Here is a 23,246-nt window from a genome sequence, read left to right on the forward strand (position 1 = left end):
GATGGGCGTGCCGGCCCCCCGTCGTGACGCCCGATCAGTCCCCGAAGATCGCGGGCAGCGTGCCCTCGTGGGCGGCCCGCAGCTCGTCCACCGGGATCTCCAGCACGCCGTCGACGATCAGTGACGCGCCGCCGGTCTCGCCGAGGCTCTGCAACGGCACGTCGTTGGTGAGGCACAGCGTGGCGAACGCGTCGAAGTGCTCCGCCCGCAGCGCCACCAGCGCCCGCGCCGAGGACTCGCTGAACAGGTCGATGAACGCGTCGTCCCCGGGCGTGGCGACCCGGCAGCCGACGCCGTGCGCCAGGCACGCCTCGGCGAGCGCCACGGCCAGCCCGCCGCCGGACAGGTCGTGCGACCCCGCGATCCAGCCCCGCTCCGCGCCCGTCGCCAGGACCTCGGCGAGGGCGCGCTCGGCCTCCAGCCGCGCCCGCGGCGGCAGCCCGCCCAGGTGCCCGTGGGCGACCCAGGCCCACTCCGAGCCGCCGAACTCCTCGAACGTCTCGCCCAGCAGCACCACACGCAGCCCGGCCGCGGTGAAGCCGGGCCGTACCCGCCGGGAGACGTCGTCGAGCACGCCGAGCACGCCGACGACCGGCGTGGGATGGATCGCGACCGTGCCCGTCTGGTTGTAGAAGGAGACGTTTCCGCCGGTCACCGGCACCCCGAGGGCGCGGCACGCGTCCGCAAGGCCGCGCGTCGCCTCGGCGAACTGCCACATCACCTCCGGGTCCTCCGGGGAGCCGAAGTTGAGGCAGTTGGTCACCGCGAGCGGGCGCGCCCCGGTCACGGCCACGTTCCGGTACGCCTCGGCGAGCGCGAGCTGCGCCCCCGCGTACGGGTCGAGCCGGGCGTAGCGGCCGTTGCCGTCGGTGGCGAGCGCGATGCCCCGCGACGTCGCACCGGCCTGCGGATCCGCCCCTGACAGGGCCTCGCCGATGCGCAGCACCCCGGCGTCGGCGGGCATGGCGAGCACGGTGTTGCCCCGCACGTACCGGTCGTACTGCGAGGTCACCCACTCCTTGGACGCGATGTTCGGCGAGGCGAGCACATCGAGCAGCGTCGTGCGCAGGTCGGACGGGCGCGGCAGGTTGCGCGGAATGTCGGCGTTGAGCGCCGCCTGCCCGGCGGGCTCGTGGTACGGGCGCTGGTAGACCGGGCCCTCGTCGGCGGCGGTCCCCGGCGGGATGTCCACGATCGTCGCGCCGTGCCAGGTCATCACGAGCCGCCCGGTGTCGGTGACCTCGCCGATCACGGTCGCGGGCACGTCCCACTTCGCGCAGACGGCGAGGAACGCGGGCACGTCCTGCGGGGTGACGACCGCCATCATGCGTTCCTGCGACTCGCTCATCAGGATCTCCTCCGGCCGCAGCGACGGATCGCGCAGCGGGACGAGATCGAGGTTCACGTGCATGCCGCCGGTGCCCTTGGCGGCCAGCTCGGTCGTCGCGCAGGAGATGCCGGCCGCGCCGAGGTCCTGGATGCCGACGACCAGGTCGGCGTCGAACAGCTCCAGGCAGCACTCGATCAGCAGCTTCTCCATGAACGGGTCGCCCACCTGTACGGCGGGCCGCTTGGCGTGCGACTCCTCCTCGAACGTGGCCGAGGCGAGCACCGAGGCGCCGCCGATGCCGTCCGGGCCGGTGCCCGCGCCGAACAGGATCACCTTGTTGCCGGGGCCTGGGGCGGTGGCGAGCTTGATGCGGTCCTTGCGAAGCAGGCCCACGCACAGCGCGTTGACCAGCGGGTTGCCGATGTAGCAGGGGTCGAAGGCGACCTCGCCGCCGATGTTCGGCAGGCCCAGGCAGTTGCCGTACGAGCCGATGCCCTCCACCACGCCGGGCAGTACGCGCCGGGTGTCGGGGGCGTCGGCGGGGCCGAAGCGCAGCGAGTCCATGACCGCGATCGGGCGGGCGCCCATCGACATGATGTCGCGCACGATGCCGCCGACGCCGGTGGCCGCGCCCTGGTGGGGCTCGACGTACGACGGGTGGTTGTGCGACTCGATCTTGAAGGTGACGGCCCAGCCGTCGCCGATGTCGACCACGCCGGCGTTCTCGCCCATGCCCACGAGCAGGGCGTCCGACTTGGGGGCCTTGGTGGCGAACTGGCGCAGGTGGACCTTGGAGGACTTGTAGGAGCAGTGCTCGCTCCACATCACGCTGTAGATCGCCAGCTCCGACGAGGTCGGGCGGCGGCCGAGGATGGCGCGGACGCGCTCGTACTCGTCGTCCTTCATGCCGAGCTCGGCGTACGGCTGCGGATCGTCGGGCCGCTCCGCCGCGCGCTCGACGGTATCAACATGCCGGTCAACTTGCCGGTCCACATGCGGGTTTACTTGCGGGTCCGCGTGAGGGTCCACGTTCACCTGGCCGTTCGCCTTCCGGTCGGTGCCCGCGCTCACGCGTTCACCAGTTGCTTGAGGATGGAGGTGAAGACGCCGCGTCCGTCGAGGCTCGGCGCGCCGGTGAGCTCCTCGACGGCGTGCTCGGGGTGCGGCATGAGGCCGACGATCGTGCCGGACTCGTTGGTGATGCCCGCGATGTCGTTCAGCGAGCCGTTGGGGTTGCCCAGGTAGCGGAAGACCACCCGGCCGCTCGCCTCCAGTTCGGCGATCGTGTCCGGGTCCGCGACGTACCGGCCCTCGCCGTGCTTGATCGGCAGCACGATCTCCTGGCCGGGGGCGAACGCGCCGGTCCAGGCGGTGGCGGTGTTCTCCACGCGCAGGCGCTGGTCGCGGCAGATGTAGCGCAGGCCCGCGTTGCGGGTGAGCGCGCCGGGCAGCAGGTGCGCCTCGCACAGGATCTGGAAGCCGTTGCAGGTGCCGAGCACCGGCAGCCCGGCCTTCGCGGCCGGGATCAGCTCGGCCATCAGCGGCGCGAATCGGGAGATCGCGCCGCACCGGAGATAGTCGCCGTAGGAGAAGCCTCCCGGAAGGAAGACCGCGTCCACCCCCTTGAGGTCGCGATCCGCGTGCCACAGCGGGACCGCCGTCGCCCCGGCGTGCCGCACCGCCCGTGCGGCGTCCTGGTCGTCAAGAGTTCCCGGAAACGTGACCACGCCCACGCGGGCATCACTCATCGCGTTGTTTTCCCCTCACGCACGTCACAGGAGGTACGTCTCAGGCTATCCGGTCGCCTTCGATGGTCCGGCAGCGGTCGGCGGTCGGGCAAGGGCCGCCGCCTGCGGCGTTCAGACGGCGGCGAGCAGCCCGGGGCGGGCGGCGGCGACGTCCTCGTTCCAGTCGAGCCGCTTGCTCAGCCAGACGGTCGTGCCCCGGCCCGGGGTGATGTCGAAGGAGATCTCGTCCACCACCGACTGCATGATGAGGATGCCGCGCCCGTTCTCCGTCTCGCCCGGCGGGAACCGCTCGGGGAGGGTGAGCAGGCCCCGGCCGCGATCGACGATCCGCAGGTCGCAGCGGCCGTGGCCGATGGCGGCCGTCACCTCGTAGCGGTTGGCGGGGCCGCCGTGCCGTACGGCGTTGGCGCAGGCTTCGGTGGCCGCGAGGAGGATGTCGGACACGCAGTCCTCGGTCACGCCAATGGATCGCAGGGCGTCCCCCAGCACCCGGCGAACCATCGGGATGCCGATCGCATCCCGTGGCAGTGCCAACGAGAACTCAATTTCCACCGGACTCCTCCCGGCAGGACAACATCACCTTGGCTAGGTTCCCCGATGAAAGCCGCCTAATCGTGGAATCCGACAGTTGTTATTGCGCCATGTCGGCGCACCCGGCCTTTCGCTCGGGCCGGTCTCGCCTGCCATCAGGACGCCGGGTGAAATGCAATGCCGGAAAGGCGTTCGGTTAACCGGCCCGACCAGGGAGGATAGGCCGCCGCCGAGGCCCGGCGGCTATCCCTCCACGCGGACGGCGTAGTCTTCGATGACGGTATTGGCGAGAAGCGTCTCGGCCATTTTGCGGACCTCGGCGAGGGCGGCCTCGTCGGCCGGGCCGTCGAGCTCGACCTCGAAGCGCTTGCCCTGCCGTACGCCGGCCACGCCGGAAAAGCCCAGGCGGGGCAGGGCGCGGGCGATCGCCTGCCCCTGAGGGTCGAGAATCTCCGGTTTGAGCATGACGTCGACAATGACGCGCGCCACGTTTCTCCTCCTGATTCGGCCGATGATCGGCCTGATTGCGGCCTTTGCGGGACCCGAGGGGCGCCCTTGGGCCCGGCTGCTCAGCCTATGCCCTGGTCGGAGCTCGGGCCGCGCCGGGAGGCGTTCGTCGGGTTCGACCGGATAGTTACCCACAAAAGGGGGTGCGGTGGCTGGTGTGGCGATTGGCGCACTGGGAACGGGGAGGGTGTGAACGACACAGCTTGCCGGAGGGCGGATCGCGAACGATGCGGGCCATACGGCGAGCGGCGCGTCAGGCCGCGTTCGCCCGGGGCCCGCGCCGGGTCTTGCGCGGACCGTAGTGATGTCTGTCACGATGGGCGTACACGGGAACGATCCCCCACCAATCGGACACGTCCCGTCATTTGGTCGGCTCAGTCGGATGGCGACCCCATCGGAAGGGCCCCGAACGTACAGGAGTGGCAGTGAAAGCAGAGGCTCCTCGCGGTGCCGACGCACCCCCCGAGCTCGTCCAGTTGCTGACCCCGGAGGGGGAGCGCGTCGAGCACCCCGACTACGACATCGAGTTGAGCGGCGACGAGGTGCGCTCGCTCTACCGCGACCTGGCGCTGGTCCGCCGCATCGACCTGGAGGCGGTGGCCCTGCAGCGGCAGGGCGAACTCGGCATCTGGGCCTCGCTGCTCGGCCAGGAGGCGGCCCAAATCGGGTCCGGCCGGGCACTGACCGACGCCGACATGGTCTTCCCCACCTACCGGGAGCACGGGGTGGCCTGGTGCCGGAACGTCGATCCGGTGAAACTGCTCGGCCTGTTCCGCGGCGTGAACCACGGCGGCTGGGACCCGGCGGAGCACAATTTCCACCTCTACACCATCGTCATCGGCAGCCAGACCCTGCACGCGGTCGGCTACGCGATGGGCATCCAGCGCGACGGCGCCGAGGCCGCCACCATCGTCTACTTCGGCGACGGCGCCACCTCGCAGGGCGACGTGAACGAGTCGTTCATCTGGGCGTCGGTGTTCAACGCCCCCGTCGTCTTCTTCTGCCAGAACAACCAGTGGGCCATTTCCGAGCCGCTGGAGAAGCAGTCGCGCATTCCGCTGTACCGCCGCGCGTCCGGATTCGGCTTCCCCGGCATCCGGGTGGACGGCAACGACGTGTTCGCCTGCCTCGCCGTCACCCGCGAGGCGCTGCGCAACGCCCGCGAGGGACAGGGGCCCACGCTGATCGAGGCGTACACCTACCGGATGGGCGCGCACACCACCTCCGACGACCCCACCCGCTACCGGGTGGCCAGCGAGCTGGAGGCGTGGAAGCTGAAGGACCCGATCGAGCGGGTCAAGGCGTACCTGTTCAAGAACCAGCTCGCCGACCAGGACTTCTTCGAGTCGATCGAGCTGGAGGCCGACGAGCTCGGCAAGGACCTGCGCCGCCGCTGCCTGGAGATGCCCGACCCCGGACCCCTGGCGATCTTCGATCACGTGTACGCCGAGCCGCACGCGCTGCTGCGCGAGGAGCGCGAGCAGTACGCCGCCTACCTCGCCGGCTTCGAGGGGGCCTCATGACCACGACAACCACGGGGACAACCACGGGGACAACCACGGGGACAACCACGGGGACAACCACGGGCAGCACTAGGACCATGGGCGACACGGGAAGCACGGACAGCACCGGCACGGGCGGCAGGACGGTCACCCTCGCGCTCGCCCGCGCCATCAACGAGGGCCTGCGCCGCGCGATGGAGGACGACCCCAAGGTCCTCGTCATGGGCGAGGACGTCGGCAAGCTCGGCGGCGTCTTCCGCGTCACCGACGGCCTGCAGAAGGACTTCGGCGAGGACCGCGTCATCGACACCCCGCTCGCCGAGTCCGGCATCATCGGCACCGCGATCGGGCTCGCGCTGCGCGGCTACCGGCCGGTCTGCGAGATCCAGTTCGACGGTTTCGTGTTCCCGGCCGCCGACCAGATCATCACCCAGCTCGCCAAGATGCCGCTGCGCTCGCTCGGCACGCTGAAGCTGCCGGTCGTCGTGCGCATCCCGTTCGGCGGCGGCATCGGCGCGGTCGAGCACCACAGCGAGTCCCCCGAGGCGCACTTCACGCACACCGGCGGGCTGCGGGTGGTCGCCTGCTCCAACCCGGCCGACGCGTACATGATGATCCAGCAGGCCGTCCGCTGCGACGACCCGGTCATCTTCTTCGAGCCCAAGCGCCGCTACTGGGAGAAGGGCCCGGTCGAGCTGAACGCCGCGCCCGACCTGCCCTTCGACCGGGGCCGGGTGGTACGGCACGGGCGTGACGTCACGCTGCTCGCGTACGGGCCGATGATCCGCACCTGCCTGGAGGCCGGCCTCGCCGCCGAGGAGGACGGCCGCTCCGTGGAGGTCATCGACCTGCGCACGCTCTCCCCGCTCGACACCGAGCTGATCTTCGAGTCGGTGCGGCGCACCGGGCGGTGCGTGGTCGTGCACGAGGCCCCGGTGTTCGGTGGCCTCGGCGCGGAACTGGCCGCCCGCATCACCGAGAACTGCTTCTACCACCTGGAGGCGCCGGTGCTGCGGGTCGGCGGCTTCTCCACGCCCTATCCGCCGTCCCGGCTGGAGGAGCACTACCTGCCCGATCTCGATCGCGTGCTCGACGCCGTCGATCGCGTGTTCGCGTTCTAGGGGAGGGGGAGCAGGTGCTTCGCGAGTTCAAGCTGCCCGACGTGGGCGAGGGCCTCACCGAGGCCGAGATCGTACGGTGGCACGTCGCGCCGGGCGACCCGGTCCGGGTCAACCAGACGATCGTGGAGATCGAGACGGCGAAGGCCGTGGTGGAGCTGCCCTGCCCGTTCGAGGGCGTGGTGGGCTCCCTGCTCGCCGCCGAGGGCGAGACCGTGGACGTCGGCAAGCCGATCATCACCGTGGAGACCGAGCCGGGGGCCCCGTCCTCGTCGAACGGCACCGGCGGAGCGGCGTCCGAGCGTGGGCCGGAGCTCGGGGCCGGACCGGCTGTGGAGCAGGCCGCCGGACGGGCGCCCGACCGCGCCGCCGCCGTGCGGGCGGTGCCCGAACCGCCCGCCGAAGGGGCGGTGGAGCCCGGCGTCGAGGGCGGTCCGGCGCCGAAGCAGGAACGCCAGCCGGTGCTGGTCGGCTACGGCGTCAAGCTCGGCTCGGCCAAGCGCCGCCCGCGCAAGGCGGGACCGGGCCGCGGACCGGCGGGGACGTCCCCGGGCGCGCCGTCCTTCCCCGGCGCCCCCGCCCCCGGTGCCCCCGTACCGGCAGGAGCACCCGGATCCGCCGCGCCTCCCGAGGCCCTCGCATCCCCGGGAACGCCTCCGGCCCCGCCCGCACCGGGCGGCCACCGGGTGGCGGTGCTGGCCAAGCCGCCGGTGCGGAAGCTCGCCAAGGACCTCGGGGTCGATCTGACGAAGATCACCGGTACGGGCCCGCAGGGCAGCATCACCCGCCAGGACGTGCATCAGGCGGCCGAAGCCCGTACCGAGGCGGTCGCGGCTCCCGCCGAGCCCGGCCGCGAGGAGCGCATTCCGGTCAGGGGCGTGCAAAAGGCGATGGCCTCCGCCATGGTCGCCTCGGCGTTCTCGGTGCCGCACGTCACCGAGTTCCTCCAGGTGGACGCGACCGCCACGGTGGACGCGGTGGCCCGGCTGCGGGCGATGCCGGACTTCGCCGAGGTGAAGGTCTCGCCGCTGCTGCTGGTGGCACGGGCGCTGCTCGTCGCCGTCAAGCGGCACCCGCTGATCAACTCCTCCTGGGACGGCGACGCCGTCGTGGTCAAGCACTACGTCAACCTCGGCATCGCCGCCGCGACCGAACGCGGGCTGATCGTCCCCAACATCAAGGACGCCCACGCCCTGTCCCTGCCGGGCCTCGCCGCCGCCCTGTCCGAGCTGACCGCCAAGGCGCGGGCGGGCCGTACCCAACCGGCGGACACGACCGGCGGCACGATCACGATCACCAACGTGGGCGTGTTCGGCGTGGACGCGGGCACTCCGATCATCAACCCGGGGGAGGCGGCGATCCTCGCCTTCGGCCAGATCCGCGACCTGCCCTGGGTCGTGGACGGCGCGATCGTGCCCCGCAAGGTGTGCACGCTCGCCCTCTCCTTCGACCACCGGATCGTGGACGGCGAACTCGGCTCGCACGTGCTGCGCGACGTCGGCGCCATGCTGGAGGACCCGCTCCGCCTGCTGGCCTGGTCCTGACCTGGGAATACACCAGATGGCAAGTGATCGCCAAGCGGGCGCGGCGATGCTGTGACCAGACGCCGGGCGGTACCCCGTCGCCGTCCGGCGGCTGACTCGGCCCGGTGACAGGGACCTCGGGCCGCGTCGGTAAAGGGATAAGCATCGGCAGAGGGATAACGGCGGCCAATGGGGAAGGGGCCGCGAGCGGAACCGCGGTCGGTAAAGGGACCTGCCTGCGGTGAAGGGCATAGAACGGCTCGCGGCCGGGTGGGGGAGGGATCCACCCGGCCGCGAGCGTTTCCCACTACTCCTCAAACGACCTTGCGCGGGAGGCGGTTCACCGCCGTGGGCGCGCAGCAGGCCGCGAAGGGACGCGCCGGGGCCGCCGGAGGGCCGCCGCGAAGGCCATGAAGGCCCCGCAGTGACCCACAGGGGGCCCACCGGGGTCGTACGGGCGCGGGAGCTCGGGCCCGCCGAGCGCCCGCGCCGGTGTTCAGAACGCCTCCTCCGGCAGTTCCATCAGCTCGTCGCCGGTCGCCGCCAGCACGCGCCGCTCGGCGGCGAGGCGGGGCAGCACGGTCTTGGCGAAGAACGACGCCGCCGCGACCTTCCCGGTGTAGAAGTCCTTGTCGCGGTCGCCGGTGGCCAGCGCGCCGAGCGCCACCTCGGCCTGGCGCAGCAGCAGCCAGCCGATCACCAGGTCGCCGAGCGCGAGCAGGAAGCGGGTCGTGTTGAGCCCGACCTTGTAGATCTCCTTGGGCTCCTGCATCGAGGAGATCGCCCACCCGGCCATGGTGTCGGCCATCGCCCTCACCTCGCGGGCGGCCTCCTCAAGCAGGTCCCGCTCCTCCTTCAGCCGCCCGTTGCCCGCCTCGGACCGCGCGAAGTCCGTGATCTCGCCGAGCAGCGTCCCGAGCGCCGAGCCCTGGTTCCGCAGGATCTTGCGGAAGAACAGGTCCAGGCCCTGGATCGCGGTGGTGCCCTCGTACAGCGAGTCGATCTTCGCGTCGCGGATGTACTGCTCGATCGGGTAGTCCTGCAGGAACCCCGACCCGCCGAGTGTCTGCAGCGACCGGGCGAGCATCTCGTACGACCGCTCCGAGCCGACGCCCTTCACCAGCGGCAGCAGCAGATCGTTCATCGCCTCGGCGGCCTCGTCCACGGTCCCGGCGTGCCGGGCGATGTAGGCGTCGTCCTGCACGGTGCCGGCGTAGATGAGCAGGGCCCGCATGCCCTCGGCGTACGACTTCTGCAGCATCAGCTCGCGCCGTACGTCCGGGTGGTGGGTGATGGTGACGCGGGGCGCGGTCTTGTCGGCCATCCGCGTCATGTCCGCGCCCTGGACGCGCTCGCGGGCGAACTCCAGCGCGTTGAGGTAGCCGGTGGACAGGGTCGCGATCGCCTTCGCGCCCACCATCATCCGGGCCATCTCGATGACCATGAACATCTGCCGGATGCCGTCGTGCACGTCGCCGACGAGGTAGCCGATCGCCGGGTGCTCGGCGCCGAAGGTGAGCTCGCAGGTCGTGGAGACCTTCAGGCCCATCTTCTTCTCCACGTTCGTCACGTAGACGCCGTTGCGCGGGCCCAGCTCGCCGGTGTCGAGATCGACCAGGAACTTCGGCACCAGGAACATCGACAGGCCCTTGGTGCCCGGCCGCGCGCCCTCGGGGCGGGCCAGCACCAGGTGGCAGATGTTCTCGGCCATGTCGTGCTCGGCGCTGGTGATGAAGCGCTTGACGCCCTCGATGTGCCAGGTCCCGTCGGGCTGCTGGATCGCCCGGGTACGGCCGGCCCCCACGTCGGACCCGGCGTCCGGCTCGGTCAGCACCATGGTCGCGCCCCAGCGCCGCTCCACGGCCAACTGGGCGAACCGCTGTTGCTCCGGCGTGCCCACGGCGTACAGGACGCGGGCGAAGCCGGGGCCCGCGCCGTACATCCAGATCGCCGGGTTGGCGCCGAGCACCAGCTCCGCCATCGCCCACACCAGGCTGCGGGGCGCGGGGGTGCCGCCCAGCTCCGGCTCCAGTTCGAGCCGCCACCACTCGGCGTCCACCCACGCCTGGAACGAGCGTTTGAAGCTCTCCGGCATGGTCACGGTGTGTGTCTCGGGGTCGAACACCGGCGGGTTGCGGTCGCCTTCGGTGAACGATTCGGCTAGCGGGCCGGTGGCCAGGCGGTTCACCTCGTCGAGGATGTTGCGCGCGGTCTCCTCGTCCACGTCGGCGAAGGGGCCGGTGCCGAGAATGTCGCCGCGCTTGAACACTTCGAAGAGGTTGAACTCGAGGTCACGGAGGTTGCTCTTGTAGTGGCCCATGACGGCACTCCTCGAGGCTACAGGGGAAGCAAGTTACGTACTGGTCAGTAACTCTACTGAGAATGCTACCCGCTGGTAACCTCCAGAAAACTGATTCTTTTGCCTGCTCACTGGACGCCCACTGAACAGCCGCCGAGGGGGGCGGCGCCATGGGGTCCTAGTATCCGGAGGCATGGACCGAGCTGAGCGCTGGCGCAGGGACCTCGATGCCTGGGCGATCCCCGACGAGATCATCGCGGCGGCGCCGGAGAACCCGTGGGGTCACCTGGTCTCCCGCTTCGGCCGCCGTACCGACACCGCGCTGGCCCAACCCGCCGGTCCGACGCTCGACCGCGCACGCGAGTCGATGCCCGCCGCGAACGCGCGGTTCCCCGGGTCGGTCCTGGACGTGGGCGCGGGCACGGGGGCGGCGAGCCTGCCGCTGCGGCCGACAGAGCTGATCGCGGTCGATGAGTCCGCCGCGATGCTGGCGGAGCTGTCCCAGCGTGCGGCGGCGCTGGAGGTGCCGGTGCGGGCGATCGAGGGGCGCTGGCCCGACGTGGCCGGGGATGTCCCGGTCGCCGATGTGGCGGTGTGCGCGCACGTGGTGTTCAACGTGCCGGACCTGGTGGAGTTCTTCACGGCGCTCACCGCGCACGCCCGCCGCCGGGTGGTCGTGGAACTGCCGGAGCGGCACCCCACGAGCTGGCTCAACCCGCTGTGGGAGCACTTCCACGGCCTGCGGCGTCCCACCACGCCGACCGCCGACGACGCCGCGGCCATCGCCCGCGAGCTGGGGTACGGCGTGAACGTGGAACGCCACCTCGCACCCGAGCCCCGCTACTCGTCGATCGAGGAGATGGCCGCCTCGGCCTGCCGCCGCTTGTGCCTGGATCCCGCCCGCGCCGGGGAGGTCGCCCAGGCCGCCCGGGATCTGGGGGTGTGGCCGCCGGATCGCACCCGGTGGGTGACGATGTGGTGGGACGTGCCCGCGTAGGACCTGGAGGATCGACGACCGCTCGGGCGGTCGCCGTCCGGGCCCCTCGACGTGAAGGTAAGTGGGGTGAAGGTCAGTGGGGTGAAGGTAAGTGAGGTGAAGGTCAGCGGGGTCGTCGGGGCGTCCGTGCCGCCGATGTCCCCGCGGACCTCGCGGATGTCACGTGTGGCCGGGTCACCGGGCCGAGTCGGCGCGTCCCCGCAGCGACATGGTGACCAGCCCGGAGATCAGGTAGATCAGCGCGCCGCCCCACGCCGCGCTCCACGCGGCCCCGAAGACGCCGTCGCCGTCGAGGATGAGCTGCACGGGGTAGAGCAGGATCGCCGCCCCCGCCGCCGGGTACAGCGAGAACCGCCACGGGTGCCGCAACGACCACACCCGGGCCTGCCGGGTCACCCGGTCCCCCCGATCCGGCCGTGAGACCGAGCCGATGGCCGCGATCAGCGTGAACAACGCGATGCCCAGCCCCGTCGACCAGCTCAAATCCGCGCTTCCGTCGAGGAGGTCGAGGAGAAACGTCCCCGCCCCCGCCGCCACGCCGCCGATCGTCGCGGCCTTCCAGGGCGCTCCCCGCAGTGCCGCGCCGGAGAGCGACATTTCTTCACGTCGACTGAGTTCGTTCATGCCTTCACAGTGCATCCCCGCATGGCTGAGACACATCCGGGACGAACCCTGAGAGTTCCCCCACCTCAGGCCCCAGGGCCGGACGGCGTCCCTCGGCCGACGCTCAGCCGGTGCTCCTGCGGGCTGACGCCGTGCACCCGCTTGAAGGCGGTGCTGAGCGCGAACGAACTGCCGTACCCGACCTGCCGGGCCACCGCCCCGATCGTGGCGTCGGGCTCGCGCAGCAGATCGGCCGCGAGGGCGAGGCGACGGTTGGTGAGGTAGGTCATCGGCGGCTCGCCCACCAGATCGGTGAACCGGCGCGCCAGGGCCGCGCGTGAGACGCCGACCCGGGCGGCGAGGTCGGCGACCGTCCACGGGTGGGCCGGGTTCTCGTGCAGCAGCCGCAGCGCCGCGCCCACCGCCGGATCGCTGTGCGCGCGGTACCAGGCGGGGCGCTCCGCGGCGCGGGAGAACCAGGCGCGCAGCGTCGTGACCAGCAGCAGATCGAGCAGGCGGTCCAGCAGGACCTCCTGACCGGGCGCGTCGCGGGCGATCTCGTCCCACAGCAGCGACATCAGGCGCGGGTCCCAGGCACGCTCGTCCAGGACCGCCACCGGTGGCAGCGCGGACAGCAGCCGGCGAGTCACCTCGCCGCGCATCTGGTAGGTGCCGGTGATCAGCGTCGTCGAGCCGCCGGGGGACCGGCCCCAGGTGCGCACGCCCAGCTCGTACTCCGCGCACAGGTCCACGCCGGATGGCGAGCGGCAGCAGCCGCCAGGGTGGATCACCGCCTCGGGCGGGGTGCCGGGGTCGTCGGCCACCGTGTACGGGTCGGGGCCGCGCAGGAGCACGATGTCCCGGAGGCCGAGCCGTACCGGGTGGGCGTGATCGGGGACCACCCATGCCGAGCCGCGTACGACGGCGACGATCGTGAGCGGCGCCCGGTCCTCGACACGCAGCGACCACGGCGGATCCAGGATCGACCGGACCAGGAACGCCCCATGGGCCCTCGCTCCGTCCAGCAGGCTCGCGAGTGCGTCCATGCGCCCGAGTGTAGATCGGTGCCGTCCGTGATCAGCCGATATGTGGGGGATGGGCGCGGGCGCTCCCGGACGGCACGCGATCGTGCAGGCGGCCGTGGACGCATGAACATGCGGGCGCGCTTCTCAACGATGTCGCCGCCGCCGTACCGCCGATTCACTGGATGCCATGACGGAGAACACACGCACCTTGGCGGCCGGCGTGACCGGCCGGGTGGTCGATCGGCTCGCGGCGCGCGGGCACACACCGCGGGCGGCCTCGCAGCCGCGGTTCGACGGCGTCCGGACGAGCGGATGGTGGAGCGCCTGATGGCCGAGACCCTCGCGGTCGCCTCGCTGCTGGCGGCCACGATCACCGTCGGCCTCATGGCCGGCCTGTACTACGCCTTCACCATCTCGGTCATGCCCGGGCTCGCCCGAGCCGGTGACCAGGTCTTCGTGGCGGCGATGTGGCAGATCAACCGGGCCATTCTCAACGGCTGGTTCGCGATCGGATTCGGCGGCTCGGCGGTGCTGGCCGCGATCGCGGCCGTGCTGCACCTGGGCGACCCGTCGCTGCCGTGGATCATCGCGGCCCTCGTGCTGTACGTCTCGACGCTGGTCATCACCTTCGGCGTCAATGTGCCGCTGAACAACGCGCTCGACGCGTCCGGCGACCCGGCGAGATCCCCGGACGCGGCGGCGGTGCGCGCCGCGTTCGAGACCCGGTGGGTCCGCTGGAACAACGCCCGCACGCTCGTCTGCGTACTCGCCCTGGGCTGCCTCGCCTGGGCCCTGCTGGTCCGCGGCGCGCCCTGACATGTGGCCGGTCCAGGTCTTCCCGGTTCCATCCGCCGACCGCGTCCTGGTAAGCGGCGTGATCAGCGGCCCACGGCCTCCAGTTCGACGCGGTTGTCGTGGTAGATCGGGCCCCGGCCCATGTCCGCGTCCTGCTCGCCGACCAGGGCGTTGACGTTCGCGCCGCCGGGGGAGTGCTTGGGCCAGTGGCCCTTGAAGGTGGCGACGACGCCCGGCCGTACCCGATCGCTGATCTCCACGTCGGCGAGGAACTCGCCGTTGTGGTTGAACACCCGCACCCGGTCGCCGTCGGACAGCCCCCTGGCCGCCGCGTCGGCCGCGTTCACCAGCACGCGCGGTTCTCCGGCGCGCCGCCGCAGCTCGGGCTCGTTGCCGAAGGTGGTGTTGAGGAACTCGTGGCGCGCCGGGGTGACCATCGCCAGCGGGTACGGCCCGTCCGCCGTGGCCGAACGCGGCGGCACGTAGACCGGCATCCGGCTCAGCCCCCGCTGCACGGCGAGCTCGGAGGTGAACTCCAGCTTCCCGGAGGGGGTGGGGAAGCCGTCGGCGAACGGCAGGAACGGGTCGGGATGGTTGAGCCGCACCCAGCCCTCCTTGCGCAGCCGGTCCACCGTGATGCCCTCAAGCGCGGGGTGGCCGCAGGAGAGAAGCTGTTCGGCGAGCTCCAGGTCGGAGTCGTACAGGGAGGGGTCGGTGAGGCCCATAACCTTCGCCACCCGGCGGAACGTCTCGGTCGTGGACAGGCACTCGCCCGGCGGGGGGACGGCGGGCTCGTTCCACATCAGGTACATGTGGCCGTAGCCGCAGTGCACGTCGATGTGCTCGGTCTGCATCGTCGCGGGCAGCACGAGGTCGGCGTAGTCCACGGTGTCGGTGGGGAACTGCTCCATGACGACGGTGAACAGGTCCTCGCGCAGCAGGCCGCGCCGGATCCGGTTCTGGTCCGGGCTGCTGCCCAGCGGGTTGGACGCGTAGATCCACAGGCATTTGACCGGGGTGTCGCCGCTGCCGTCCGGGGGGATCTCCAGGCCCTCGGCGAGGCGGGTCATCGTGAGCGTGCGCACCGGGTGCGGGAGCAGGTCCGGGCGGGTGTCCAGGCGCAGCGGGAAGTGGGCCGAGGTGGAGTAGGCGACGCCGCCGCCCGGGTGGCGCCAGTCGCCGGTAACGGCCGGGATGCAGGCGATCGCCCGCATCGCGGCGCCGCCTCCGGCGTGGCGCTGGATGCCCATCGTGGCGCGGATGCCGGTGGGGCGGGTGTGGGCGAGCCGTACGCCGAGGGATCGGATGGACTCCTCGGGCAGACCGGTGATCTCCGCCACCACCGAGGGCGGATATTTCAGGATTTCGGCGCGGAACTCCTCCCAGCCGAGCGTGTGCCGTTCCAGAAAGTCGCGATCTTCCGCGCCCTCCTGCAGGACCACGTGCATGAGCCCGAAGGCGAGGGCGGCGTCCGTGCCGGGCCGGATCGGCAGGTGCTCATCGGCCTGGTCGGCGGTCCTGGTCCGGATCGGGTCGATGGCGACGACGTGCGCGCCCTCCGCGCGGGCCCGCTGGATGAACCTCCACACGTGGTGGCCGCTGGTCAGCGGGTTCGTCCCCCACAGCAGGATCAGCTTCGACATCGCGAACGTCTCGGGGTCCATGCCCGCCGGGGTGCCGTTGACGAGCCTGAGGCCCGCGCCGCCCGCCTTCGAGCAGATGTTGAGGTCATGCCGCGACGCCCCCAGCGCGTTCCACAGCCGCCGCCCGGCGTCGGCCTCCTCGCCCTGGATGTAGCCGAGCGACCCGGTCCCCTGGTACGGCCAGATCGCCTCGCCGCCGTACTCGTCGATGATGGCCCGCAGCCGGGTGGCGATCTCGTCGAGGGCCTCGTCCCAGGTGACGCGCTCGAACCGGCCCGCGCCCTTCGGGCCGACCCTGCGCATCGGGTAGAGGATGCGATCGGCCGCCCTGGTGTGCTCAAGGTAGCGGTTGACCTTCACGCACAGCGCGCCGCGCGTGAACGGGTGATCGGGATTCCCGCGCAACCCCACCGCCTCGCCGTCCCGCACCGTGACCACCCACGAACAGGTGTCCGGGCAGTCGAGCGGGCACGCGCCGAAGACCTTGAATTCGGACGTCATGCCCCAACATTAACCACGTCCGAAACACGCGCTCACGTGGATTACCTCGGCGATCACCTCCACCCTGACCCCCGACTCCCGTCCTCGGCCCCCCATCGCGGGCCTCCGGTACGCATGCCGAGCCGGGCACGCGGAGGGTCCTCAGCCGAGCGGGTCGGGCTCCATCCACCCGCCCCACCTCACTCAGGCGGCATGACTCAGGCGGCATGGCCGGTTCCGGCGTCGGCTCGCCGGTCTCCTCGCCGGTGTCTCAGCCTTCCAGCTCGGCGATATGGGCGATGTTGGCCTGGTCGGTCGCGTCGCTGCTCGGCGTCCCCGCGAACCACGCGTCGAGGATCTCGACGAGGACCTGGGGCGAGGTCAGTCTCAGGCTCAGGGCGAGCACGTTGGCGTCGTTCCATTTTCGCGCGCCCTCCGCCGTGGCCGCGTCCACGCACAGGGCCGCCCGCACCCCCGGCACCTTGTTCGCCGCGATCGACGCCCCCGTACCGGTCCAGCAGCACACGATCGCCTGGTCCGCCTTCCCCTCCGCGACGTCCCGGGCGGCGGCCGAGCAGCACCAGGCCCAATCGGGTGGGTCGTTGTCCGTGAGGGCTCCGTAGAGTGTGACCGAGTGGCCGCGCCGTTCGACCTCGGTGACGACCTGCGAGGCCACGCCGTCGAGACTGTCGGAGGCCAGAGAGATACGCATGTCTCCGATTGTGGGTGGTGCCAGGGCGAAACGGGAGGACCAACGGCGGGGCGCGAGGCCCCCGGCGACGGGGTTGACGAGCGAGGTCCGTGATCAGAGATTGTGATCACAGGGCGGTTTCGGGTCGGCCAAGACCGACCAGGGGGCGATGACCGGGGTAGGCGACGAGGGCGGCAGGAAGCTAGAGCGCGCCGCGGCGCGGAGCGCGTACAGGAACGAGTCGGCATGCAACGGGCTATTCGCACCGGGCGCGGCGCGCGGCGGAGGGGCCCGGCGAAGAAACTGGGGGAGAGGACGTGGCACGGAGAGCCGCGCAAGAGAAGGGACGGGGTGAATCTTGTGGGAGTCGTGAAACGTTTGGTCCACTACTGGACGCGACGAAAGTCATAGAAAGGCGCGATTACTGGCGGTGACGGAGATCAAGGGGAGCGACTCGGGGCAGCGCACGGAGGACGGCTGGTCCTCCGTGGGTGAGTCTCGGCCTGCGTCGGCCTCTTCTTCCGCCCCGACCCCGGGCGCCTCCTCCGCCGCGGGCGTTCCTGCGGCTTCGGACGCTCCCTCCTCCGGCGCCTTGTCCCCGGACCCGTCGGCCTCGAACGCGCCGGCCTCGAACGCCACCTCGACCCCCGACGTGGTGCTCGTCGTGGAGCCGCTGCTCCCGCAGCGCCTGCGCCGCCCGTCCGACGCGCTGCGCTTCCTCGCCACGTTGCTCGGCCTCGTCGCGGTCGTGCTGCTGGCGCTGGTCGCGCAGGAAACCCTCAAAGGGCTGGAGTCGGACGTCACCGAGGGCACGGCGAGAGCACCCGGGTTCCTCTCCGGGCTCGCCGGGTTCATCGGCGGAGCCGCCGTGCTGGCCGTACCGGCGGCGTTCGCCGTCGAGCGGGTCTTCCACCGCGACGGCCTGCAGGTGGCCGAGGGCCTCATCGCGGCCATCGCCGGCATGCTGCTCTCCTTCGGGCTCGGGACATGGCTGGTCGTCTACGGTCCGGAGGACCTCTACCAGCTGTTCACCGGGGGCCGCGGCAACGTCGAGCCGCTCAACACGCTGCTCACCTCCGTGATCGCCTACGCCACCGCGGTCCGCATCAGCCGCCGCCCCAACTGGCGCATGGCCATGTGGACGGCGGTCGTCATCGACGTGTTCGCGCTGTTCACCGGCGTCGCGGCCACCGTGCTCGGGGTGCTCGTGACGATCCTCGTCGGCATGGCGGTCGGCTACGCCACCCTGTACGGCATCGGCAGCCCGAACACCCGCCCTCCGGGCAGCGCCATCGTGGCCGTGCTGCGACGCCTCGGCTTCCCTCCCGCCGGAGCCCGCCGCATCGAGGACGACACGCTCGGCAGCCGCCGGTACGTCGTCGGCCTGCGCGACGGCCGACGCCTCGACATCACCGTCCTCGACCGCGACCGGCAGGTGGCCGGTGTCCTCTATCGAATCTGGCGGCGCATCCGCCTCAACACCGAGACCCGCCGCCGCGCCATCCGCTCCCTGCGCGCCGAACTGGAACGCGAGGCCCTGATGGCGTACGCGGCCCAGGCCGCCGGAGCGAACATCCCCCGGCTGCTGGGCACCGCGGAGGTCGGCACCGACGCGGCGCTGCTCGCGTACGAGCACATCGACAGCCGCCCGCTGGAGGAGGTCCCCGACGACGAGCTCGACGACGACGTGCTCGGCCGCATCTGGGAGCAGGTGCGGCTCTTCCACGACCACCGCCTGGCGCACCGGCACCTGACCGGCGAGAGCATCCACCTCGCCGACGACGGCCGCATCCTGCTGCTGGACACGCGCAGCGGCGAGATCGCGTCCGGAGACCTGCTGCTCCGGCTCGACATCGCCCAGCTCCTGGCCTATCTGGGCCTGCGGGTCGGCCCCGAGCGGGCGGTGGCCTCCGGCGTGGCCGTGCTCGGAGCCGACGCGATCGCCGGCGCGCTGCCGCTGCTGCAGCGCATCGCGCTCAACCGCGGCACGCGCGCCGCCGTGGGACGCACCAAGGAACTGCTCCCCAGCCTCCGCGAGCAGATCGCGGCGCTGAGGCCGCAGCACACCGTGCAGGAGGAGGTACGGCTGGAGCGGTTCCGGCCGCGCACCCTCGTCACCACCATCGCCGGCGCCTTCGCCGCGTACATCCTGCTGTCCCAGCTCAGCAAGGTGGACCTGGGCGTCCTGCTGTCCCAGGCGCAGTGGGGCTGGGCGGCGGTCGCGGTCGTCGCGGCCTTCCTCAGCTACGTGTCGGCGGCGGTGATGCTGATGGGCTTCGTGCCGGAGAAGCTGCCGCTGGCCCAGACCGTGATGGCGCAATTCGCCGGGTCGTTCGTCAAGCTGGTCGCCCCCGCCGCCGTCGGCGCCGTCGCCATCAACACGCGCTACCTGCAGAAACGAGGCATCCCTCCCGGCCCGGCGGTGGCCAGCGTGGGAGCCTCGCAAGTCGTCGGCCTCGGCTCGCACATCTCGCTGCTGCTGCTGTTCGGCTACATCACCGGCAGCCAGGCGGCCCCGTCGCTCACCCCCTCACGCGGCCTGGTGATCGCCCTGCTCGCCGCCGCCGTGCTCATCCTCGCGATCCTCGCCATCCCGCCGCTGCGCCGCGTGGTGACCACCCGGCTCCGCCGCCTCTTCTCCGGCGTGATCCCCCGTCTCCTCGACGTCCTGCAGACCCCCCAGAAGATCACCCAGGCCACGGGCGGCACCGTCATGCTCACCCTCGCCTTCGTGTTCTGCCTCGACGCCTGCGTCCGCGCCTTCGGCGGCGGCACCAGCTTCACCGCCGTCGCCGTCGTCTTCCTCGCCGGCAACGCCATCGGCTCCGCGGCCCCCACCCCCGGCGGCCTCGGCGCCGTCGAAGCCTCCCTCGTCTTCGGCCTCACCGTCGCCGGCGTCCCCTACGCCATCGCCACCTCGGCCGTCCTCCTCTACCGCCTCCTCACCTTCTGGCTCCCGGTCCTCCCCGGCTGGGCCTCCTTCACCTACCTCCAACGCCACAACGCCCTCTAACCGACCCTCCGCCCGGCCGCCCGGCCCCTCTGCCCGGCACCGCCCTCCCACCGCTCAACCGCACGGCGAAGCGGCGTGCCGGTCGGCCGGGACCCCAGGCGTTCCCTCGGCATTCCGGAAGACGTGAGCCGGTGGACGTCGGCCGTGGTTGTTCCGGGCGGGTCTGGCGATCGGCGTCGCCCTGTCGGCGGCGGCTGTGTGGCTGTGGTGGCGTCATCCCGACGACGTGGACCCGGTGCGCGACGCTCCCGCTGACCGGTATTCCGTCGCGGCGTTCTCGTGGCGGAGGCGCAGCGACTCGCCGACAGCGACGTGCAGATGGCGTCTGTCTGACCTGGACAGGGATGAGACCCGTCTCGCCGGTCCCACAGAGAACACAACCGCGGATCTCCGGCGCGGGACACCAGTGCGGTGACCACCCTGCTGCGCCGTGTCGGCCCTTCCTCGGTCGGTCCTACCTCGCGCCGGGACGGCACGCAGGTGTAGGCGCTGACCGGTGCCAATGCCGTCGCATACCCCCGCGTGCGGTGGGCACGGCGGGGGTGCCGGACGCCTGGTGCGCTACTCGTCGAGGTCGGCTGAGACTGCGGAATCGAGTGGAGCGCCCGTGGCGCTCGCGGCGTCGACGGGATCAGGCGCGATGGAGACCTCGGAGTCCGCCTTGCCTTCTGCGGAAGCCTGGGCGGTGAGGCCGCCGTTGGCGACGTCGACGATCCAGGAAAGGGTGAAAGCCTCCTCGCGCCAGGCGTCGTAGCGACCGCTGCGTCCGCCGTGACCGGCGCCCATCTCCGTCTTCAGCAGGAACGGGCCGCCCTTGGCCGTGGAGCGGAGCTTCGCGATCCACTTGGTGGGCTCGTGGTAGAGAACGCGGGTGTCGTTGAGGCTGGTAATGGCCAAAATCGGCGGATATGTCCGGCCATCCACGTTCTCGTAGGGCGAGTAGGACTTCATGTACGCGTACACGTCCGCGTTGTGCAGCGGGTCGCCCCACTCGTCCCACTCGATCACGGTGAGCGGCAGCGACGGGTCGAGGATCGTGTTCAGCGCGTCCACGAACGGTACCTCGGCCACCACGCCGGCGAACTCCTCCGGCGCAAGGTTGAGCGACGCGCCCATCAGCAGCCCTCCGGCGGACCCGCCCCGCGCGATCACCTTGCTCGCCCAGCCGGTGCTGCGCAGGTGCCGGGCGCAGGCGACGAAGTCGGTGAAGGTGTTCTTCTTGCGCAGCAGCTTGCCGTCCTCGTACCACCGCCGGCCCATCTCGCCGCCGCCCCTGACATGGGCGATCGCGAAGACGAACCCCCGGTCGAGGAGGCTCAGCCTCGCGACGGAGAACGACGGGTCGATCGACGACTCGTAGCTTCCGTACCCGTAGAGCAGGGTGGGCGCGGGACGCGTCGTGCCCTTCTTCACCACGATCGAGATCGGCACCTTGGTGCCGTCCTCGGCGACCGCCCACTCACGGAACTGCTCGTAATCCGCAGGGTCGTACCCGCCGAGCACCGGCCGCTGCTTCAGCAGGATCAGCTCGCCGGTGGCGAGCACGTAGTCGTACGCGGACGGCGGCGTCACCATCGAGCCGTACCCCAGTCGCAGCCGCCCGGTCTCGAACTCGGGATTGCCTCCCGGCTCCACCGTGTAGATCGGCTCGGGGAAGGAGATCTCGTACGGTTCGCCGTACCCGTCGGTCTCGTTGTAGGGGAAGATCCTGATGCCCGTCAGACCGTCCCGCCGGAAGTGCACCACCAAGTGGTCGGAGAAGGCGTCCATGTCGAGCAGTCGGGTGTCGTCGCGGTGCTCGATGAGCGGCGTCCAGGTGCCGGGATCGTCGAGGGGCGCGCGGGCCAACTCGAAGTTCTGCGCCTGGTCGTTGTGGAGCACGAGGAAGTGGTCGCCCGCGTGGTCGATGCCGTATTCCACGCCGGTGCGTCGCGGCGCGACGACGCGGAACTCGCCCTCCGGATTGTCCGCCTCCAGAATGCGGACCTCGCTGGTGATTTTGCTGCCCGCGCTGAGGACGAGATACCGCTGGCTCCGGGTCATCCCCACCCCGACCCAGAACCGCTCGTCGGACTCCTCGTAGACCAGGACGTCGTCCTCGGCGGAAGTGCCGATCACATGCCGGTAGACCCGGTAGGGCCGCCATGCGTCATCGACGACCGTGTAGAAGAACGTGGAGCCGTCGCCGGACCAGGTGCCGCCGTAGAAGATGCCCGGAATCTCGTCCGGCAACGTCTCGCCGGTCGTCAGGTCCTTGAACCGCAGCGTGAAGCGCTCGTCGCCGCTGTAGTCGGTCGTGTACGCCAGACGATTGCCATCCGGGCTGACGGCCGAGGTGCCGATCGACAGGTACGGGCTGTCGCCGGCGAGCTCGTTCCCGTCGAGCAGGATCTGCTCGCCTGGAAGCGGCTCACCCGGCTTGGGCTCGGGAGGAGTCTCACCGGTGGCGGCAAGCCGACACTGGATGCCGTACTGCTTGCCCTCCTCCGTGCGGCTGTAGTACCACCAGCCTCCCTTGCGGGTGGGCACGGAGAGGTCCGTCTCCAGGGTCCGACCCTTGATCTCCTGGAAGATCGTCTCGCGGAGATCCTCCAGGTGCGCCGTCGCCTGCTTGGTATAGGCGTTCTCCGCCTCCAGATAGGCGACGGTATCCGGATCGTCCTTGTTGATCAGCCATGCGTAGTCGTCGACCACGACGTCGCCGTGGTGGACACGCTCGGTCGGGTTCTTCTTCGCTACAGGCGGCAAGCTGCTCACCCGGTCGAGTCTATGGCCGCGGGAGCGGCGGACGGCCGCCGTTTCCGAACCTGTGGATAACGCCCTGCCTGTGGATGACCGCGCCCGTCACCGCCCACGCGTCCATGGGCGTGGCTACGTGACCAGGAGAGCCGCACGAGGCATGATGGGCCCGAGTGGCGCGAATGTACGAAGCGCTCTGCGAAGCTGCTAATCTCGATGGCGTCGGCGGTTCGCCGCGCATCCCACTCCATCCCGCAACGGATAGAGACACGTGCGCGTCGTCTATCCGTCCGGCTCTCCTCGAACTGATCTGATCCGAGTGATCGCTTTGCGCGACCCTCGCGGATCGGGTAAGTTAGAGGGGTTGCCCTGGAGACAGGGCCTTCGATTCTACTTGGGTTGCCCGGGTTCGGTGCAAGTGGTCCCGATGGGGCCGATTTGACACCGGATGGGAATCCCGGGAAGAATTGAGGAAACAAATGGAAGCGCCCCGGATCACGGGATCGGAAGGTTCCGCCGGTTCGGTGTACGCGTCCGTTTCTTGAGAACTCAACAGTGTGCTAAAAGCCAGTGCATGATGAATTAACCCCGTCATGCCGGGACGACTCTTGTTCACAGGGGTTGGCCTGGGTTGATGGTTGTGGCACTCCTGTGTCTTGCGGGGGTGTCTGCTGGGATGTTCCTTCGTGGGATGTCTGACGG

Annotated in this window: 17 protein-coding genes; 7 read left to right on the forward strand and 10 right to left on the reverse strand. The window is 70.9% G+C overall.

Annotated features, from left to right (window positions below; all coding sequences use genetic code 11):
* Positions 1-34: 34 nt before the first annotated feature.
* The 4 genes from purL to purS all read right to left on the reverse strand — a co-directional run bounded on the left by purL (position 35) and on the right by purS (position 4,098).
* Complete coding sequence (purL, locus tag AB0K60_RS21540) at positions 35-2,323, reverse strand: phosphoribosylformylglycinamidine synthase subunit PurL (RefSeq protein WP_364057637.1); 2,289 nt, start codon at positions 2,321-2,323, stop codon at positions 35-37.
* 74 nt (positions 2,324-2,397) lie between these two features.
* Positions 2,398-3,078, reverse strand: a complete 681-nt coding sequence (gene purQ / locus AB0K60_RS21545) for a phosphoribosylformylglycinamidine synthase subunit PurQ (protein ID WP_364057580.1) — start codon at positions 3,076-3,078, stop codon at positions 2,398-2,400.
* Positions 3,079-3,189: 111 nt separating this feature from the next.
* Positions 3,190-3,630: an ATP-binding protein gene (locus AB0K60_RS21550; RefSeq protein WP_364057582.1), complete on the reverse strand. Its 441-nt coding sequence runs from the start codon at positions 3,628-3,630 to the stop codon at positions 3,190-3,192.
* A gap of 222 nt (positions 3,631-3,852) precedes the next feature.
* Positions 3,853-4,098, reverse strand: a complete 246-nt coding sequence (gene purS / locus AB0K60_RS21555; protein WP_364057585.1) for a phosphoribosylformylglycinamidine synthase subunit PurS — start codon at positions 4,096-4,098, stop codon at positions 3,853-3,855.
* A 443-nt stretch (positions 4,099-4,541) separates the two neighbouring features.
* On the opposite strand from purS, the gene pdhA reads away from it, so the two are divergent.
* From pdhA to AB0K60_RS21570, 3 genes are all read left to right on the forward strand, one after another.
* A complete protein-coding gene (gene pdhA / locus AB0K60_RS21560) occupies positions 4,542-5,639 on the forward strand; it encodes a pyruvate dehydrogenase (acetyl-transferring) E1 component subunit alpha (protein WP_364057588.1) in 1,098 nt (365 codons plus the stop codon).
* A gap of 77 nt (positions 5,640-5,716) precedes the next feature.
* A complete protein-coding gene (locus AB0K60_RS21565; RefSeq protein WP_364057591.1) occupies positions 5,717-6,739 on the forward strand; it encodes an alpha-ketoacid dehydrogenase subunit beta in 1,023 nt (340 codons plus the stop codon).
* A 14-nt stretch (positions 6,740-6,753) separates the two neighbouring features.
* Positions 6,754-8,280 carry a 2-oxo acid dehydrogenase subunit E2 gene (locus AB0K60_RS21570; protein ID WP_364057594.1) on the forward strand — a complete coding sequence of 509 codons (1,527 nt, stop codon included), beginning with the start codon at positions 6,754-6,756 and terminating at the stop codon, positions 8,278-8,280.
* Between the two features lie 475 nt (positions 8,281-8,755).
* Here the strand turns inward: AB0K60_RS21570 and AB0K60_RS21575 are convergent, their stop codons facing one another.
* Positions 8,756-10,579, reverse strand: coding sequence for an acyl-CoA dehydrogenase (locus AB0K60_RS21575; protein ID WP_364057597.1), 1,824 nt, complete (start codon positions 10,577-10,579; stop codon positions 8,756-8,758).
* Positions 10,580-10,751: 172 nt separating this feature from the next.
* Here AB0K60_RS21575 and AB0K60_RS21580 point away from each other — a divergent pair, with 172 nt between their 5' ends.
* Positions 10,752-11,555, forward strand: coding sequence for a class I SAM-dependent methyltransferase (locus AB0K60_RS21580; protein WP_364057600.1), 804 nt, complete (start codon positions 10,752-10,754; stop codon positions 11,553-11,555).
* A gap of 174 nt (positions 11,556-11,729) precedes the next feature.
* Here AB0K60_RS21580 and AB0K60_RS21585 read toward each other — a convergent pair whose 3' ends face one another.
* Both AB0K60_RS21585 and AB0K60_RS21590 read right to left on the reverse strand, forming a co-directional pair.
* Positions 11,730-12,179, reverse strand: a complete 450-nt coding sequence (locus tag AB0K60_RS21585) for a hypothetical protein (RefSeq protein ID WP_364057603.1) — start codon at positions 12,177-12,179, stop codon at positions 11,730-11,732.
* Positions 12,180-12,244: 65 nt separating this feature from the next.
* Entirely contained in the window at positions 12,245-13,204 is a 960-nt protein-coding gene (locus AB0K60_RS21590; protein ID WP_364057605.1) for an AraC family transcriptional regulator, read from the reverse strand.
* Positions 13,205-13,370: 166 nt separating this feature from the next.
* Here AB0K60_RS21590 and AB0K60_RS21595 point away from each other — a divergent pair, with 166 nt between their 5' ends.
* Entirely contained in the window at positions 13,371-13,511 is a 141-nt protein-coding gene (locus AB0K60_RS21595; RefSeq protein ID WP_364057607.1) for a hypothetical protein, read from the forward strand.
* Complete coding sequence (locus AB0K60_RS21600) at positions 13,511-13,999, forward strand: anthrone oxygenase family protein (RefSeq protein ID WP_364057609.1); 489 nt, start codon at positions 13,511-13,513, stop codon at positions 13,997-13,999. The genes AB0K60_RS21595 and AB0K60_RS21600 overlap by 1 nt, the downstream gene beginning before the upstream one ends.
* A gap of 62 nt (positions 14,000-14,061) precedes the next feature.
* On the opposite strand, the gene AB0K60_RS21605 is transcribed toward AB0K60_RS21600, so the two are convergent.
* Both AB0K60_RS21605 and AB0K60_RS21610 read right to left on the reverse strand, forming a co-directional pair.
* Entirely contained in the window at positions 14,062-16,122 is a 2,061-nt protein-coding gene (locus tag AB0K60_RS21605; RefSeq protein WP_364057611.1) for a molybdopterin oxidoreductase family protein, read from the reverse strand.
* Positions 16,123-16,372: 250 nt separating this feature from the next.
* A complete protein-coding gene (locus AB0K60_RS21610; protein ID WP_364057613.1) occupies positions 16,373-16,813 on the reverse strand; it encodes an RpiB/LacA/LacB family sugar-phosphate isomerase in 441 nt (146 codons plus the stop codon).
* A gap of 571 nt (positions 16,814-17,384) precedes the next feature.
* Here AB0K60_RS21610 and AB0K60_RS21615 point away from each other — a divergent pair.
* Positions 17,385-19,805 carry a lysylphosphatidylglycerol synthase transmembrane domain-containing protein gene (locus tag AB0K60_RS21615; protein ID WP_364057615.1) on the forward strand — a complete coding sequence of 807 codons (2,421 nt, stop codon included), beginning with the start codon at positions 17,385-17,387 and terminating at the stop codon, positions 19,803-19,805.
* Between the two features lie 561 nt (positions 19,806-20,366).
* On the opposite strand, the gene AB0K60_RS21620 is transcribed toward AB0K60_RS21615, so the two are convergent.
* Complete coding sequence (locus AB0K60_RS21620) at positions 20,367-22,562, reverse strand: S9 family peptidase (RefSeq protein ID WP_364057617.1); 2,196 nt, start codon at positions 22,560-22,562, stop codon at positions 20,367-20,369.
* Positions 22,563-23,246 lie beyond the last annotated feature (684 nt).

Source organism: Thermopolyspora sp. NPDC052614, from assembly GCF_040678635.1.
Taxonomy (GTDB): domain Bacteria; phylum Actinomycetota; class Actinomycetes; order Streptosporangiales; family Streptosporangiaceae; genus Thermopolyspora.

What these genes read in the sequence shown, in the direction of transcription:
- purQ (WP_364057580.1), bottom strand. Translation starts at nt 3,078, where the DNA reads ATGAGTGATGCCCGCGTGGGCGTGGTCACGTTTCCGGGAACTCTTGAC.
- AB0K60_RS21565 (WP_364057591.1), top strand. Translation starts at nt 5,717, where the DNA reads ATGGGCGACACGGGAAGCACGGACAGCACCGGCACGGGCGGCAGGACG.
- AB0K60_RS21575 (WP_364057597.1), bottom strand. Translation starts at nt 10,579, where the DNA reads ATGGGCCACTACAAGAGCAACCTCCGTGACCTCGAGTTCAACCTCTTC.
- AB0K60_RS21580 (WP_364057600.1), top strand. Translation starts at nt 10,752, where the DNA reads ATGGACCGAGCTGAGCGCTGGCGCAGGGACCTCGATGCCTGGGCGATC.
- AB0K60_RS21585 (WP_364057603.1), bottom strand. Translation starts at nt 12,179, where the DNA reads ATGAACGAACTCAGTCGACGTGAAGAAATGTCGCTCTCCGGCGCGGCA.
- AB0K60_RS21590 (WP_364057605.1), bottom strand. Translation starts at nt 13,204, where the DNA reads ATGGACGCACTCGCGAGCCTGCTGGACGGAGCGAGGGCCCATGGGGCG.
- AB0K60_RS21595 (WP_364057607.1), top strand. Translation starts at nt 13,371, where the DNA reads ATGACGGAGAACACACGCACCTTGGCGGCCGGCGTGACCGGCCGGGTG.
- AB0K60_RS21600 (WP_364057609.1), top strand. Translation starts at nt 13,511, where the DNA reads ATGGCCGAGACCCTCGCGGTCGCCTCGCTGCTGGCGGCCACGATCACC.
- AB0K60_RS21605 (WP_364057611.1), bottom strand. Translation starts at nt 16,122, where the DNA reads ATGACGTCCGAATTCAAGGTCTTCGGCGCGTGCCCGCTCGACTGCCCG.
- AB0K60_RS21610 (WP_364057613.1), bottom strand. Translation starts at nt 16,813, where the DNA reads ATGCGTATCTCTCTGGCCTCCGACAGTCTCGACGGCGTGGCCTCGCAG.